The sequence below is a fragment of the Peribacillus alkalitolerans genome, assembly GCF_010882125.1.
In the GTDB taxonomy this organism is placed as follows: Bacteria; Bacillota; Bacilli; order Bacillales; family DSM-1321; genus Bacillus_BN; species Bacillus_BN alkalitolerans.
Genome location: NZ_JAAGVZ010000004.1, coordinates 178,329 through 194,801, shown reverse-complemented (window position 1 = coordinate 194,801; position 16,473 = coordinate 178,329). Strand labels below are relative to the sequence as shown.

Here is a 16,473-nt window from a genome sequence, read left to right as displayed (position 1 = left end):
CATCGAGGAAACTAAAAATCCAAATAATGCAAAATAAAAACAGAAATAAAATTGATTAATCCATTAGAACCATTGTTGGAAGATTTTAAGGCGTGCTAAGATACAGATAATTTGTAAAATAGAGTAGAGATCGTTACTTGATTATAGGAGAATGAAAGGCCAAGCTTTTGGACCATTCATATGTGCTGTTTTAATCGGAATTCTTTAAAATGGACTTTGTCATGATGTTTATTCCTTATTTTGAGATGAATATCTAATAGTACCTGATTGCCCTTGCCTTACCTTATTAATAACTGAAGCATTAATGGAGGGATAGATGATGACAGTTTTTACTAAAGAGTATTTTACTATGAAGGAAGAAGATGCAGTTATATATGCAAAAACGAAACTTGATATTTTTGCAGAGGATGCTGTTTTAAGTTGTAAAGAAATTGGAGACGGAAACTTGAACTATGTGTTTAAAGTCGTCGATGTAAAAAATGAGAAATCCATCATTATTAAGCAAGCAGGGCCAGTTGCGAGAATTTCAGATGAATTTAAACTTTCTCCGGATCGTAATCGCATCGAGAGTGAGATTCTTAAGCTGCAATTCGAGATTGCGCCTGGTTTCGTACCGAAAGTTTATTACTATGATCCTATCATGAATTGTTGTGTAATGGATGATTTGTCCGATCATGAAATCATGAGAACGGCATTGTTGAAGCATAAGAAGTTTCCCCTTTTTGCTGACCATATTTCCACATTTATGGCACAAACGCTTCTGCTAACAAGTGATGTTGTTATGGAACACAAACAGAAAAAAGAATTAGTAAAAAGCTTCATAAACCCAGAGCTTTGTGAAATTACAGAAGACCTTGTATTTACAGAGCCATTCTATAATTGCCCTCGAAATGACGTGTTCGAAGGTACACTTGATTTTGTAAAAGAAAACATCTGGGCTGATAAAAGTCTGGCATTAGAAACAGCTAAATTAAAATATGAGTTCATGACAAATGCACAGTCGCTATTACATGGAGATCTTCACACGGGATCTATTTTTATCACAGAAAATTCAACCAAGATTATTGATCCAGAGTTTGCATTTTATGGACCAGCTGGATATGACATTGGAAACGTTATTGCCAATCTGATTTTTGCCTATGGGAATGCGATGTACATGATTCAAGATGAACAAGAAAAAGATGATCAGCTAGTATATTTGGAAAATACCATTACAGATGTGGTTGATTTATTTAAAGTGAAGTTCAATAAATTATTTGATGAGAAAGCAACGGATCGAACAGCTAAATATGAAGGCTTCAAGGAGTACTACCTTGATTCCATTTTACGGGACACTGCGGCAGTTGCTGGTCTTGAGCTTTGTCGTCGTATTATTGGATTGGCTCACGTGAAAGATATTACTTCGATTACGAATGCTGAATTTAGAGCTGCAGCTGAAAAGATTTGTCTATCAATCGGGAAAACGTTTATTCTAGAGAGAGATTCCTTGAAGGATGGAGAAGCTTTTGTAAAGGTAATCCGTAAGTTTGCGCAACAATTCTAAGGAGGCATCATGATGGGACGACCTGTTGACGTAATTCAATCCGTAAGACTTGATGACGAGAGGGATACTCTTGTATTACTAGATCAAACCTTACTTCCGAATGAAAAGAAGTTTCTTGAACTAAAAGAAATGAAGGATATCTGGGATGCTATTTATCTATTAAAAGTTCGGGGCGCTCCAGCAATTGGGATAGCAGCGGCATATGGTGTGTATCTTGGTACGAAACAATCTTCAGCTTCGTCGTATGAAGAACTGTATCAAGATTTCGTAAAAGTGAAGGAATATCTAGCTTCATCCCGCCCAACAGCTGTGAATCTATTCTGGGCTTTGGACCGAATGGATACTAGATTTAAAAAAGAAGAAGATAAAAGTGTAGTAGAAGTAATAGAAGCATTGCGTGAGGAATCCGAGCTGATTCGTGCTGAAGATGAAAAGGTATGTGAATCGATTGGACAACACGCTCTATCCGTACTAGAACCAAGTTGGGGAATATTGACTCACTGTAATGCAGGAACCATTGCGACAGCAAAATATGGTACAGCATTGGCTCCCATCTACCTTGGACAAGAAAAAGGCTATGACTTTAAGGTTTATGCTGATGAAACGAGACCATTATTACAAGGTGCCCGACTTACAGCATGGGAACTTCAAGAAGCGGGAGTTGATGTGACGCTTATTTGTGATAATATGGCTTCTATCGTCATGAAGGAAGGGAAAATTCAGGCCGTGTTGGTTGGATGTGACCGTGTTGCGTTGAATGGAGATTCTGCCAATAAGATTGGAACATCTGGAGTTGCCATTTTAGCTAAGCACTACAACATTCCTTTCTATGTATGTGCGCCTCTATCTACAGTAGATTTAGAATGTAAAACTGGTGAGGATATCCACATCGAGCTTCGTCCATCGTCGGAAATCACTTCCACATGGTATGAAAAGCCGATGGCACCCAATGATGTGAAAACATACAATCCTGCATTCGATGTAACGGACAACAGCTTAATCACTGGAATCATCACCGAAAATGGAATTGCTTATGCTCCGTTTGAAGAAAATCTACCCAATATGTTTAAGAAATAGATTAATAGAAGAAAGGATGGCCTTGGGTAATTTGAGGCCATCCTTTTTGGTAGGGAGGAATCATCAATATCTGCACGATAGGGTGCAAATTCTGTACGTTATTTTAAAAAATACGCACGATAGGGTGCAATTTCTACACGTTATTTTAAAAATACGCACGATAGGGTGCAAATTCTGCACGTTATTTTAAAAATACGCACGATAGGATACAATTTCTGCACGTTATTTTAAAAATACGCATGATAGGGTGCAAATTCTGCACGTTATTTTAAAAATATGCACGATAATAGAAATTTGCGCTTTTTAAGAAACCAAGTGTGCTTTTTAATAAATTGTTGCGCTTTTTAGGAATACATTGCGCTTTTTAAAGAAGCTATTCGCTTTTTTTAGAAGCAATGTGCTTTTTAAAGAATACATCCGCTTTTTAGGAATACATTGCGCTTTTTATGGATGCAATGCGCTTTTTAAAGAATCGTTCCGCTTTTTAAGAATTCGATGTGCTTTTTATTGCTCCTACACGAAAGTCAAAATATGAATCCCAAAAAAATCCCGCCATCTATGTAAGTGGCGGGATTTTGTATTTATTCACATTCTATTAAGCTAACGTTATGATCTTGTAAGAAAGTATGCCAGTCGTCATTTAATTTCTCGTCTATAACTACTGTATCAATTAAATCGAACCCACATATGCTTGCGAATGAGGTTTTGTCGAACTTCGTGTAGTCTGCGACTAGGAATACATTATTGGCGTGTTCAGCTGCAAGTTTTCGAATGCCTGCTTGCTGTTCATTGGAGTCGGTGATCCCGTGCTGCATACTGATAGAACGGCAAGAAATAAAGGCTGTGTCAAAGAAATAATATTTCATATTGTACTCTGCATTTCTTCCAAGGTTGGATAGGGAAGAATGGGCTAAGGTCCCTCCGATGATAACAAGTCGAATATTAGGATTGTCCATTAGAGTTGATACAACCTTAATGGAGTTAGTAACGACTGTAATTTTCAATTCCTTAAGCATCGAAGCGATTACCAATGAGGTAGTAGAAGCATCTAAAAAAATGGAATCTCCATTCTTAATGTAAGAAAGACATTTCGAAGCAATTTTACGTTTGCCTTCTACGTGGACGAATTCACGAATGGTGACATCTACATCGTTTTGGACCCCTTCAGAAATATAAGCGCCACCATATGTACGATTAAGAAAACCCTCATCCTCTAATTGTTTTAAATCCCTTCGAATCGTTTCCTCAGTCACTTGGAAAATAGAAGTAAGTTCGGAAACAGTTACGCTTTTTTTCTCCAGAATCATTTCTTTAATTTTATTTTTACGGGCTATTGGAAGCATATTAGAACTCCTTGAAAAAGTAAGTTTAATTAAAAGTATAACATTTTGTTTTGATTTATTTTGGACATATACTAAAATAAGCAGATTTATTTTGTGATTTTATGGTATTTTTATTAGTTTTCTTGTTATTCATCCATATAAACAACATAATATAACTATAAAACAACACAACTTTTAGAATGAGAATTTTAATAAAAAAATTCCATATCATATTGTTTAGGAGAATGCACTTATGGAAAAAAAATACCCCACTGATCTTGAGGCTAAAGAATTAATCTGTGAGATTGGTAGACGTATTTATAATAAAAATTTTGTAGCAGCAAATGATGGAAATATATCGATTAAAGTGGGACAGGATACTATTTGGACGACACCAACCGGAGTTAGTAAAGGTTTCATGACTCCCGATATGATGGTAAAAATGGATCTGACGGGAAATGTACTAATAGGCGAGTTTAGTCCATCCTCGGAAGTAAAGATGCATTTAAAGGTATACAATGAAAACCCAGATGTTAATGCGGTCGTTCATGCCCATCCACCAGTTGCCACTTCGTTCGCCATTGCGGGAATCAGTCTCGATCAACCAATTTCACCAGAAGCGGTGGTGATTTTAGGAACGGTCCCAGTCGCCCCATATGCAACACCAGGTACAGATGAGGTTCCAGCATCTATTGCACCATACTGCAAGGGATACAATGCTGTCTTACTTGCAAACCATGGTGCTCTGACATGGGGTAGAGATATTTTAGAAGCGTACTATCGAATGGAATCTTTAGAGCATTATGCATTAATGACGATGTATTCAAATAACATCATTAAACAAGTAAATGAATTAAACAGCTCGCAAATTTCGGACCTAATAGAAATCAGAAATAGAATGGGAATCATAACGGGAGGTATCCCTGTAAACGAGTCGAATAACAAGGCTTCAATCGATCAATTCAGTTTTTCTACGCAAAAAGAATTGATTCAAGAAATTGTCCTAAAGGTCACTGAGGATGTTTTGAAAAATATTTTACCGAATCTAAATCAGACTGAAATAAATAAAGATTAATTCATAATATCTTAAGAGTGAGCTGAAACTTACTAAGAAATGGGTAAGGTAAGAGTGACATGTTCCTTTTAAAGTTCAATTGAATGTGGGTGAAGCGATCTCATGAGGATATTAATTATTGGCGGGGTTGCTGCGGGAATGTCTGCAGCCTCAAAAATCAAACGTATTAATCCTGAAGCTGAAGTAGTTGTTTATGAAAAAGGAAGATTTGTTTCGTATGGGGCATGTGGGATGCCTTATTATATTTCAGGAGAAAATGACGATTATCGAAAATTGATAGCAAGGTCTAAAGAGGAGTTTGAAGAAAAGGGAATCACAATTCATCTTAGGCATGAGGTAGTCAAGGTAATTCCTGAAGAAAAGGTAATCCATGTAAAAGATCTGGAGGGGAACAAGCTAATCCAGGATTCTTATGACAAGCTTATGGTAGCGACAGGGACTTATGCAAAAATACCTCCAATACCAGGTAAAGAGTTAGCGAATATTCATGTTTTGAAAACACTGGACGATGGTCTCCTACTTAAGAAACTAGTGGATCAACCTAGTATAAAAGATGTCGTGATTGTTGGTGGAGGATTTGTAGGGATCGAGGCAGCAGAAGCTTTTCGTTATCAGGGGAAAAATGTAAAAGTGATTGAACATGGTGAAAGAGTTCTAAAAACATTTGACACTGAAATGACAGACATGGCTCATAAGGAGCTAGAAAAACACGGTGTAGAGCTTCATTTTAATGAAAAGGTAGAGGGCTTTGTTGGGAAAACAAATGTTGAAGGAGTCAAGACTAATAAAGGAACATATAAAGCAGATCTAGTGCTTGTATCAATCGGGATTAAACCTGCAACAGAGTTTTTACATGAATCAGGCATTCATTTTGCAAAGAATGGGGCAATCCTTATTGATCGTGAAATGAGAACAAACATAGAAGATATATATGCCGCAGGAGACTGTGCCTTGGTGTATAACAGAGTAATGGAAGAAAATCAGTTCATTCCTCTTGGTACTACTGCTAATAAATGTGGAAGAATTGCAGGCAGTAATATCCTTGGTAGTCATATAAAATTTGTAGGTACACTCGGAAGTGCAGCCATTAAGGTATTTGATATTGAAATGGGTAGAACAGGTATGACGGAACAAGATGCGAAAAGGAATGCCTTAGAATACACTACTTCATTTATTAAAACCATGGTCCACCCTAGATACTATCCAGATGCCACTCCAATTTGGATTAAGTTGATTTGTGATAAACGAACAAGAGTGATTCTCGGGGCACAGGCACTGGGCAACAAAGGGGCAGTATTGAGGATAGATGTTTTTGCTGTGGCCATCCACAATAAAATGACAGTAGATGAACTTGGAATGACAGATTTGTGTTATGCCCCACCATTTTCTGGAGTATGGGACGCTATCCATATAGCCAGTAATTCTGTAAAGTAATATGGGGAAATCATCGTTCATTGAAACTTCACTCCTCTCTCTACGTATTAAAAGAGAGAAATAGTAAAGGAGCGATTTGGATGAGTGGTGGCGGATGCATTAAATGCGGTCATACTGAAACAGACAGGAAAGAAGTAGCCATGACAGGAACAGGATTATCAAAAATGTTTGATATCCAACACAACCAGTTTGTTGTCATCTATTGCAAGAAATGTGGATATTCCGAATTCTATAATAAAAAAGCTTCTATGGGTTCTAATATTCTAGATTTGTTTTTTGGCGGATAAGTAAAGAGACTGGATTGAACTATTACGTTCAATCCAGTCTTTTTTAAAGCAAAAATGCTTGTTAAGTTCATTTTTTATTCAAAAAAGCACAGTCCATTTGTTTTGGCCAATTGACTGATGACTTTTTGAAGGGAGTTTTCTGTTTGGATTCCTGAGAAATCAATGCCTAGCTGAATGGATGTCTGTGCTACCTCTGGCCTAATGCCTGTTAAGATGGCTTTTATCCCTACTATACGTAAGGAATCGATTAGTTGGAATACCTGTTGGGCGACCATTGTATCAACCATAACAACACCAGATAAATCAATGATTAAGATGGTTACCCTGGCTTTAACAGCCTGGGTCAGTGTTGATTCTAAAATGCTTTTTGCACGTGTCGTATCGATCTCACCGATAATGGGTAAAAGGCCGACTTTGTTCGTTAATGTTATGACTGGGGTGCTTAATTCCCTGATTAATGTGGCTTGGGAAGTCAAACGATTTATCATGATTTCCATGAAAAACGCGATAAATGTTTCAAGTACATAATCCAGAGCGTAGTTTAATTTTTTTTCCCAATAGAAGACATCATCCAATTCAATGTTTAAATCTGTTTCTTTAACAAACTTTTTTATATATTCCCAGTAGACCCTACGAAAAACACCATTATTTCTAGCGACCTCATCTAGAGAAGTCTTTGATTGAACGCGATCTGCTGCAGTCTTACTCGTCCAATCAGAAATAGTATCTTTCATTTCTTCCTCTGTTTGGAGAAGGGATTGTGCAAGGAAACGGACATATTGAGAATTTTGTTCCTTGATTTTGCTAATTACATGAGGTGGAGCATCCAATGAATAATCAGAGCCTGTTTTCACTGTTTGATATGTAAACCACTCTTCTGTAAATTCCGTAGCATGGTCGACCAAATAATCGTAAAGTGCTCTTGCTTTGACGTCCATATTATCTCCTTGTCATGATATCTTTTTATTGTTTCTTTATTGTTAGGGCAAAAAGATGAAAAGTCAATTTACTAGCATTTGTTCGTTGTATGAGTACAAGTGTTTTTGTGTAGTGGAAAAATATCTTACAACTTTAATTTTCCGGAGAGATAATAAGACTCATATTTATCAAAAATTCAGAATTAATATTTCTGAATGGAAAACGGAGTATCTTATGAGAATACTCCTTGGAGTTGACGATGATACGGTCATATTGAGAGAAAATTCGTTGGATTTAGAGAAGGAAAGGATTATTATTGAAAGGATTAAAAATGAGCTAGATGCTGATGATGTTATAGTAGAACATGGTTTGGCCTTAATCATGATTGTAGGTGAAGGCATGCGACATAATGTAGGGACTACTGCACGAGCTTCAAAGGCGTTGTCCAGTGTTGGGATTAATATAGAGATGATTAACCAAGGATCTTCGGAAGTAAGCATTGTGTTCGGAATCAAGGCGAGGGATGAACACAAAGCGGTAAATGCATTGTACAATGCATTTTTTGCACCTTGGTTAGTTGGTGTATCGAGATGATGACAGGATACTCAAAGGAAAGAATGTATTTACCTTTAGGGTATCTTTTTTTCTATGAAAAAGTACAATTTGAATGTATAGATATAGAAGAAGTGACCCATTACTTTTGCAGTGAAACTTGGGAAGCTGTTTAATATCCAACTCTTTATTAGGGAGTGTATCGAAACGAATACTGAGCAAAATAAAGAGATGGATAGGTAATTAAAAAATTCTAATTATTTCAAATTCTAAGATAAAATAGTAAAATAAAAGAAAACATTAAAGTACTTCGAGATATTCGGTTTCCTAAAGGTTGATACAAATGCAGCTAAGGATGGTACAGAATGGGGGATAAGATGAGTAAGGTGTTACACTTCCTAAATCCATATAAAATAGCCGTCGGAATAGCCCTGTTTTTTATGCTGACGGAATTGGCAGTCGAGCTTTGGCAACCATTATTAATGGCAAAAATCATCGATGAAGGAATTTTGAAGAATGATATGTCGGTTATTCTCGCATGGGGAGGGTTCATGGTCTTGTTGTCCCTAGTAGCCTTTGTGTCAGGGATATTAAACTCCTTTTATGCTGCCCATGTCAGTCAAAGTTTTGGATTCGATGTAAGGCAGCATTTGTTTGAAAAAGTACAATCTTTTTCTTATGCGAATTTCAATAAGATTCCTTCATCTTCATTAATAACACGTTTAACGAATGATGTTACCCAAATCCAGAATACTGTTTTTATGAGTTTACGGATAATGATGAGGGCTCCTTTGTTAATTATCGGTGGATTGGTCATGTCATTTGTCGTCCATCCAAAATTGGCTCTTCTCTTGGCGGTAGTCGTGCCAATTCTATTCTTCTTTCTTATCTGGTTTATGAATAAAGGAAGAAGGATGTTCAAAGTCGTCCAAGAAAAGCTAGACGGTGTAAATAGTGTTATGCAGGAAAATTTGGCAGGTATGAAGCTAATCCGTTCTTTTCTAAGAAGGAACTTCGAGGGGGATCGGTTCGAAGATGCCAATTTGGAGTTAATGAAACACACTGCATCTGTGCTACGTGTTATGGAAGTGACGATGCCAGTCCTATTATTACTTATGAACTTCTCAATTCTTGGAGTGCTATGGTTTGGAAGTATTGAAGTTAATACAGGCGGTGCTGAGGTTGGAGAAGTGGTGGCGATTGTCAATTACTCAATGAGGATAACTTCCGCACTGTCGGTCTTTACCTTCATAATTATGGCCTTTTCAAGAGCCAGAGCTTCAGCAGAACGAATCACGGATGTGTTAGATACCGAAGTGGTTATGAAGGACAATGGGGAAGGGACCGAAAAGGAATCGATATTAGGTACTGTGGAATTTCAGAATGTATCCTTTCAGTATCCTGATACGAGTACTTATGTATTAAATGATATCTCTTTTAAAGCGGGAGCGGGGGAAACCATCGCCATCTTGGGAGCGACGGGTGCTGGAAAGACTTCTTTATTTCAATTGATACCACGCTTATACGATGTTTCAGAAGGTACAATACTGATTGATCAACTGGATGTTAGGGCGTGGAAACAAGATTCGCTTCGTAACGCGATCGGGTTTGTACCACAAGATTCTATCCTGTTTACAGGTACGGTTGCAGAAAATATTCGCTGGGGTAAGGATGATGCGAATATGGATGAAATTATGCAAGCTGCAGAAGATGCACAAATAGCAGATACCATCGGTAAACTTCCCAATGAATATGAAACAAAAATTGGTCAAAGAGGGGTCAATTTATCCGGGGGACAAAAGCAGAGAATTTCCATTGCTCGAGCGCTTGTCCGGAAACCTAGGTTGCTGTTATTAGATGACAGTACAAGTGCCTTAGACCTTCGAACAGAAGCTAAATTACTTCATGCTCTAAAAAATTATTCCTGTACTACACTAATAATTACACAAAAAGTAAGTACTGCAAAATCTGCCGATCAAATTTTACTTCTAGAAGATGGACGGTTGATTGAAAAAGGAACTCATACTGAATTGCTTGATAATAGCAGTCTTTATCGGAAGATTTTCGAATCACAAAATGGAAAGGGGCTGGAAAACCATGTTAAAACAACTTACTAAACCCTTTTCCTATCCGAAAGTGATTAATCTTCAAGAAGACAAAAAGATAGCTTCAACTGAAAAAAAACGTGCAAAAAATATGCTCCATACCATTAAAAGAATATGGAATTACCTAGCAGTTCATAAAGTTCTATTTATCCTAGTAGTTCTCATGGTATTTGTGAGTTCAGCCTGTGCATTACTGGGACCTTACCTAATTGGGATGGCGATTGATGATTATATAGTCACGAAAAAAATTGAAGGATTTGTATGGCTTCTTGGATGGCTTACAGCACTGTATGTCATCAATTCATTTGTGCTATGGGTACAGAACTACTGGATGATTGGAATCGCTCAAAAAACAGTATTTTCTATGAGGATGGATTTGTTTAAGCATTTTCATAAGTTACCGATTTCCTATTTTGATAAAAAGCAGCAGGGAGAATTAATGAGTCGAATCACTAATGACATTGAAAATGTGAGCTCTACCCTCAACAGTTCAGTGATTCAGATTGCATCCAGTACATTAATTCTAATCGGAACTGTGGTCGTCATGTTTTGGTTAAGTCCAATTCTTGCGATGATTACATTATTAGTTATACCAACGATGGTCCTAGGCATGAAATGGATAACGAAACGTACAAGCAGGCTATATAAAGAGCAACAGAAAAACCTTGGAAATTTAAATGGCTACATTCAAGAAATTATTTCTGGACAAAAAATGGTCAAGGCCTTTTCTCAAGAAGAACAAGTCATTTCAGAGTTCTTGGGGAAAAGCGAGCAATTAAAGGGGTCTGGTTTTTGGGCACTTACTTATTCTGGTTTCATCCCAAAACTGATGAACGTACTTAATAATATGAGTTTTGCCCTAATAGCTGGAATTGGTGGAGTATTGGCCTTGAATGACCAGGTGTCCATTGGGGTAATAGTAATATTTATTGAATATTCCCGTCAATTTGTCCGACCATTGAATGATCTTGCCAACCAATTCAATACACTATTGTCAGCAGTTGCTGGTGCGGAAAGGGTATTTGAAATTCTGGATGAAGAAGAAGAATTTCATCATGAAAAGAACTTGGCTACCTTGAAGGAAGTAAAAGGAAAAGTGGAGTTTAGGGATGTTTCCTTTTCTTATGAAGGGGCAGGGAATACGGTCCAGAATCTTACTTTTAATGCAAGGCCAGGTGAAACAGTAGCATTGGTTGGTCCGACTGGGGCAGGAAAAACAACTGTCCTCAATCTTCTTTCGCGCTTTTATGATTTCCATGAAGGCTCCATCTATTTAGATGGTGAGGACATTACTCATTTTAAAAGAGAAAGTGTTCGAGCTCAAATGGCTTTTGTGCTACAAGATTCCTTCTTATTTCAAGGTACAGTTATGGAAAACATCCGGTATGGTAGATTGGACGCAACAGATGATGAAGTGATGGAGGCTGCTAAAAAAGCCAATGCCCATTCATTCATCATGAAGCTCCCAAACGGATATAAGACAATTTTAAAGCAAGAAGGAGCCGGAATCAGTCAAGGACAGAAACAGCTACTCTCCATCGCTAGAGCCTTTGTGGCCAATCCTTCAATTCTCATATTAGACGAGGCGACGTCAAGTATTGATACGGTGACTGAATTGAAAATTCAGCAAGCCTTAAAGAAGCTGATGCATGGAAGAACTAGTTTTGTCATTGCCCATCGTTTGAATACCATTCAGAATGCAGACCAAATTATCGTGTTACAGGATGGGGTTATCATTGAATCGGGAACTCATGAAGAATTATTACGAAGAAAAGGGTTTTATCATAGTCTCCATGTAAGTGGACACGCAGTACATTAAATATATAAAAAGCGAGCCGTAACGACGGGCTCGCTTTTTTGAAAGATGAGAAATTATTAAGTTCGAATAGTGTCCTTCTCCACAAAATAAGCCTAAATTGGTCTCACCATGTGGAGTCATTTATACTATTCGTCATAGGGTCAAATCAGGTACCTTTCCATACACCCTTGGAATGGTTATTTGTTTGACGCAGTTTTAACTTCTATATGAATAAAATATTTTAAGTAGTAAATATGCCGCGATGATATTCAAATAGCCGCTTGAGTCTATGAACTTAAACGACGTAAGCCCTGCCTCTCTTACATCCTTACGGCTCCGTAGCCGATCCAGTGTGAATAAGTTCCACTCAAATGAAAAACTAAAATGTCATTCATTTTCATAGTAAATTCCACACCTTTCTAAATTGTTGGGTCAGAATAAACATCTTATCACTATTTGAAATCAATGTCAATATTTGTTTGGCATATTCAAAGGGTCACTTTTTTTACTTCCCTTTTTAAATACGCATCAAACATCCTTTTTTGATTTCATTTGTAAGATATTTAATTTTTACAAAAATCCACAATCATGTTTTTATATATTTCTATCGATTGGATTTCTACATATTCCTCATCACCGTGCCAATTTGCTCCGGTTGGTCCAAATTCTACAGCAGGTATTCCTAATTCTGAGTAAAAACGTGTATCTGCAGCGCCATGTTGACCAAAAAAGACAGTTTCTTTGTTGGTATACTGGGAAATCACGGAAGATAATTTTGAAACCCAGGAGTTCTCCCTTGATGTAGTAACTGGAGGTGCTTCCGTCAATTTGTACATTTCACCATTATTAGGAAGGATTGACTGTATTTGTGCCATTATGTTTTCTGTCTTTTGTCCAGGTAAGAAACGGATGTCATAACTTAACGTACAAGTATCGGGAACCTTATTATAAACATCTCCACCACTTATTTTTGCCAAATTGATCGATGGTGATGAATACCAATCGGTGGATTCCTGTGAAAAAGGGAGATTCTTCAACTCATTATGAAAACCTAGCGCTTGCTCAATAGCGTTGTTTCCTTCCCATGGACGACTGCTATGAGCAGATGATCCACGAATAATGACGTCAAGGCGTAAGATTCCCTTTGCTTGAAGACCAATCCCGAGTTGAGTAGGTTCCGAACAAATGACAATGTTTCCTGTGTAGCCATTTTGTGCTAAATATCGGGAGCAATGATGGCCACCTGTTTCCTCATCAGAAACAATTTGAAGTTGAACTTTTTTGGATAAAGAATGATTATTTAGTTCTGATACTGCCCACATGAAAGCCACTACTCCTGCCTTCATATCTGCAGTACCTCTTCCAAATAATTTGTTTTCTTTTATTACAGGTTGAAATAACTCTACTTTGCCAGGTACAACATCAACATGTCCGTTTAGTATTATTGTATTCGGACTGCTGCCAATCGTGGTCAGAAGCATTTTATAACCATTATTTTCAAGTATTTCCACTTTAAGATTTCGTGATTCAAGCCATGTAGCGCACAAGTCAATCGCAGTATTTGCACCGGCTTTTGTCGAACTATCTATTTGTACTAAATCTTGTAATATTGTAAGCCATGTAGAATCCATAATAAGAAATACCTCCAATACGAGCTTTTTACTATAATAATCAATACATTCTTCTCTACTTGATTTATTCCTTCTTGGATAAAAAATAAAAGAGACCAACGGTGAGAATTCTTCTACCGTTAGCCTCTTTTTTGGTTTATTTATATACTGTAACTTTTACTGTCTTTTTTCCCCAATTAAGGGCACGTTGTTTGTTGGGGATGAATACGTCAATTTTATTGCCTTTTACAGCACTGCCTTTATCTGCGGCAATTGCATATCCGTAGCCTTCAACATATACTTTCGTTCCTAAAGGAATTACCTTTGGATCAACAGAAATCACTTTTAGATTTGGATTTTTCTTTAAGTTCATGCCTGTTGCTGTGATACCACTGCAACTTTTGCAACTAGCTGTATATGCTGTGGCTGTCATATTAAGCACTTTAGATACTGCTGGCTTTGTTGCTGCAGTTTTTACGGCGGGCTTAGCTGCTGCTTTAACTACTGCAACCTTTAATACTTGCTTTGGTTTAATCGTATCGCTTTTCAATTTATTCATGCTTTTTAATTGAGTGATTGTTAATTTATGTTTTTTTGCGATGCCATAAAGAGTATCGCCAGATTTTACTGTGTATGTAGATGCTGCTGCTTCAGTTGTAATGTTTGTAGCTGATAATAGGAAAGCTAATGATAGGATGGCAACTAGTAACTTTTTCAAATTCTTATGTCTCCTTTGTTTCAACATAAGAATACTATAACTTTAAAATATTTCATTTATGTTTCATAGAGTTTCTATTTGTTTTACAAAACATTAAAACCTTTTAACATTTCGTTACTAATTCATCACTATATAGGGATAAGTGGCTAGTATTTAAGAAATATTTACTAGGCATAAAAGGGTATTCTGCAATTTCCAAGAATGATTTGTGACCATTATGATATTACTACAGAATCCACGAGTGGAGATGTGAAAGTGGAACTTTGTAAAATCCCTGACTCATTAGAAATTGACTTTGATTCCACTTCTGGGGATGGAAGCATTGAACTGGAAGGTATGTCTTACTCAGAGAAATCGGAAAGTAGAATTCTTGGAACAATCGGAAATGGAGCAGTAATATTGAAAATCCGGACGACTTCTGGTGATTTTGATATTCATAATTAACTCAGTTATGATCGAACCTAAACAAATGGGTTCGGTTTTTTATTGTGTTGGAAAACATAATCATATAACCATTACATCAAATAGTAGTGTTATTTGACTTGTATCAAATGTCTTTTGTAAACCTAGATAATTATGGCTAAAATAAAAAGGATAATTCGGGATATCGACTGCCCTCATTTAATAGGAAGATAAAGGTGAATACAGCATGAAACAATCTCATAAGATCGCCTTGAGAATTTCATTGATCTATACTTTAATAGGAATCATTTGGGTTGTGGTCACTGACTATATGTCGATGGAAATAGCCAATGAGAATATTACAGTCTATCTCTTGTTCCAACGAAGAAAAAGCTGGTTTTACATTATTATTACAGGACTAATTTTATACGCCTTAATCTATCGTCAAACTAAACGAGTTGTTCAGTCTAAATTGGAGCTGATGGAAAAAGATTTCTTGTTACAAGCGAGTAATGAGCACTATCAATCATTATTCAATCATAATCCAGATGCTGTCGTTGAATTAGATAAAGAGGGAAATTTCGTAAGGGTGAACCCTGAGGGTGAAGAAGTGATTGGTTTTAAAGAATCATTCTTAAAGGGTAAACAAGCAAGACAATTCATATATGGAGAAGATCAGGAGCAGGTTCATAAGTATTATTTAGATGTATTCAATGGGAGTTCCGCTAAGTTTGAAATGAGAATCATCACTGCATTTGAAGAAGTCAAAATTATGCGTTGTACTTTGCTTCCAATCATAGTTGACGGGAAAATCATTGGATTGTTTGGCATTGCTAGAGATGTAACAAACATTCGTCGGGATGAAGAGATAATGATTACTTCTGAAAAAATGTCAGCCATAGGTCATTTAGCAGCTGCAGTTGCACATGAAGTTCGAAATCCTCTTACCTCTATCAGAGGATTCTTACAATTAATGAAAACAACCAATAAGCTCGACCAATCGTATGTAGATATCATGCTTTCAGAAGTGGAAAGAATCAACCTAATAGCTGGTGAAATGCTTATATTAGGTAAAAAACAAGATGTGATTTTCAAAAAAGAAAATCTATGTGATATCGTTAATCAGGTTCTTCTATTAATGGAAGCCCAAGCTAACTTACACGATACGGAAGTTGAAGTTATTAAAAAAGGTACATCTCCTATATATGTGCATGGAGATAGTAACCAATTAAAACAGGTGTTTATCAATTTAATTAAAAATGGCTTAGAAGCTACATTTGATCATGGAAAGATTATTATTGAAATAAAGAAAATAGATAATTACGCATTTGTCCTTATCCAAGACAATGGAATAGGAATGGATGAAGAAAAGCTAAAGCATTTAGGGGAACCATTTTATTCAACGAAAACCAGTGGAACAGGTCTTGGTTTGGCTGTATGTTATAAAATAATCGAAAGACATAGCGGTAAAATCGAAATTGATAGCGAGGAGGGAATGGGTACTTCTGTAATAGTAAAACTACCTCTATTTAAGGAGAAGCATGAATCCGTTAGCAAAAGACTTGAAATATGATAAAATGAAACAACTTATGAGATAAGATGGGATGACAATTCATTCAACCGGAAAAAGGA

The 16,473-nt window shown here is 36.7% G+C and carries 13 protein-coding genes and 1 pseudogene; 10 read left to right on the top strand and 4 right to left on the bottom strand.

Annotated elements, in window-relative coordinates; genetic code table 11:
• Positions 1-319: 319 nt before the first annotated feature.
• Positions 320-1,543, top strand: a complete 1,224-nt coding sequence (gene mtnK / locus G3O09_RS07075; protein ID WP_163100864.1) for an S-methyl-5-thioribose kinase — start codon at positions 320-322, stop codon at positions 1,541-1,543.
• Positions 1,544-1,552: 9 nt separating this feature from the next.
• Positions 1,553-2,620 (top strand): S-methyl-5-thioribose-1-phosphate isomerase, encoded by a 1,068-nt coding sequence (gene mtnA, locus G3O09_RS07070; protein ID WP_163100791.1) that lies wholly within the window; start codon positions 1,553-1,555, stop codon positions 2,618-2,620.
• Positions 2,621-3,201: 581 nt separating this feature from the next.
• Here mtnA and G3O09_RS07065 read toward each other — a convergent pair.
• A complete protein-coding gene (locus G3O09_RS07065; protein ID WP_163100790.1) occupies positions 3,202-3,963 on the bottom strand; it encodes a DeoR/GlpR family DNA-binding transcription regulator in 762 nt (253 codons plus the stop codon).
• Positions 3,964-4,195: 232 nt separating this feature from the next.
• Between G3O09_RS07065 and G3O09_RS07060 the strand changes: the two genes are divergently transcribed.
• The 3 genes from G3O09_RS07060 (at position 4,196) to G3O09_RS07050 (ending at position 6,738) form a co-directional block, all read left to right on the top strand.
• Positions 4,196-5,017 carry a class II aldolase/adducin family protein gene (locus G3O09_RS07060; protein ID WP_163100789.1) on the top strand — a complete coding sequence of 274 codons (822 nt, stop codon included), beginning with the start codon at positions 4,196-4,198 and terminating at the stop codon, positions 5,015-5,017.
• A 102-nt stretch (positions 5,018-5,119) separates the two neighbouring features.
• Positions 5,120-6,451: a CoA-disulfide reductase gene (locus G3O09_RS07055; protein ID WP_163100788.1), complete on the top strand. Its 1,332-nt coding sequence runs from the start codon at positions 5,120-5,122 to the stop codon at positions 6,449-6,451.
• A gap of 80 nt (positions 6,452-6,531) precedes the next feature.
• A complete protein-coding gene (locus G3O09_RS07050) occupies positions 6,532-6,738 on the top strand; it encodes a zinc ribbon domain-containing protein (RefSeq protein WP_163100787.1) in 207 nt (68 codons plus the stop codon).
• Between the two features lie 74 nt (positions 6,739-6,812).
• Here the strand turns inward: G3O09_RS07050 and G3O09_RS07045 are convergent, their stop codons facing one another.
• Entirely contained in the window at positions 6,813-7,676 is an 864-nt protein-coding gene (locus G3O09_RS07045) for an STAS domain-containing protein (protein WP_163100786.1), read from the bottom strand.
• A gap of 198 nt (positions 7,677-7,874) precedes the next feature.
• On the opposite strand from G3O09_RS07045, the pseudogene G3O09_RS07040 reads away from it, so the two are divergent.
• From G3O09_RS07040 to G3O09_RS07030, 3 genes and pseudogenes are all read left to right on the top strand, one after another.
• Positions 7,875-8,250 (top strand): annotated as a pseudogene (locus G3O09_RS07040) (ACT domain-containing protein); the annotation flags it as partial.
• 335 nt (positions 8,251-8,585) lie between these two features.
• Positions 8,586-10,325: an ABC transporter ATP-binding protein gene (locus tag G3O09_RS07035; protein WP_163100785.1), complete on the top strand. Its 1,740-nt coding sequence runs from the start codon at positions 8,586-8,588 to the stop codon at positions 10,323-10,325.
• The gene (locus G3O09_RS07030; RefSeq protein WP_163100784.1) at positions 10,306-12,132 is read left to right on the top strand and encodes an ABC transporter ATP-binding protein; all 1,827 of its coding nucleotides are present in this window, start codon (positions 10,306-10,308) and stop codon (positions 12,130-12,132) included. The genes G3O09_RS07035 and G3O09_RS07030 overlap by 20 nt, the downstream gene beginning before the upstream one ends.
• 542 nt (positions 12,133-12,674) lie before the next feature.
• Here the strand turns inward: G3O09_RS07030 and G3O09_RS07025 are convergent.
• Both G3O09_RS07025 and G3O09_RS07020 read right to left on the bottom strand, forming a co-directional pair.
• Positions 12,675-13,742 carry a M20 family metallopeptidase gene (locus G3O09_RS07025; RefSeq protein ID WP_163100783.1) on the bottom strand — a complete coding sequence of 356 codons (1,068 nt, stop codon included), beginning with the start codon at positions 13,740-13,742 and terminating at the stop codon, positions 12,675-12,677.
• Positions 13,743-13,878: 136 nt separating this feature from the next.
• Positions 13,879-14,439, bottom strand: a complete 561-nt coding sequence (locus tag G3O09_RS07020) for a 3D domain-containing protein (RefSeq protein WP_163100782.1) — start codon at positions 14,437-14,439, stop codon at positions 13,879-13,881.
• A gap of 201 nt (positions 14,440-14,640) precedes the next feature.
• Here G3O09_RS07020 and G3O09_RS07015 point away from each other — a divergent pair, with 201 nt between their 5' ends.
• Together G3O09_RS07015 and G3O09_RS07010 are read left to right on the top strand one after the other, a co-directional pair.
• Positions 14,641-14,883, top strand: coding sequence for a DUF4097 family beta strand repeat-containing protein (locus G3O09_RS07015; RefSeq protein ID WP_275898303.1), 243 nt, complete (start codon positions 14,641-14,643; stop codon positions 14,881-14,883).
• Between the two features lie 205 nt (positions 14,884-15,088).
• Positions 15,089-16,414 (top strand): ATP-binding protein, encoded by a 1,326-nt coding sequence (locus G3O09_RS07010; protein WP_163100780.1) that lies wholly within the window; start codon positions 15,089-15,091, stop codon positions 16,412-16,414.
• Positions 16,415-16,473: the final 59 nt, after the last annotated feature.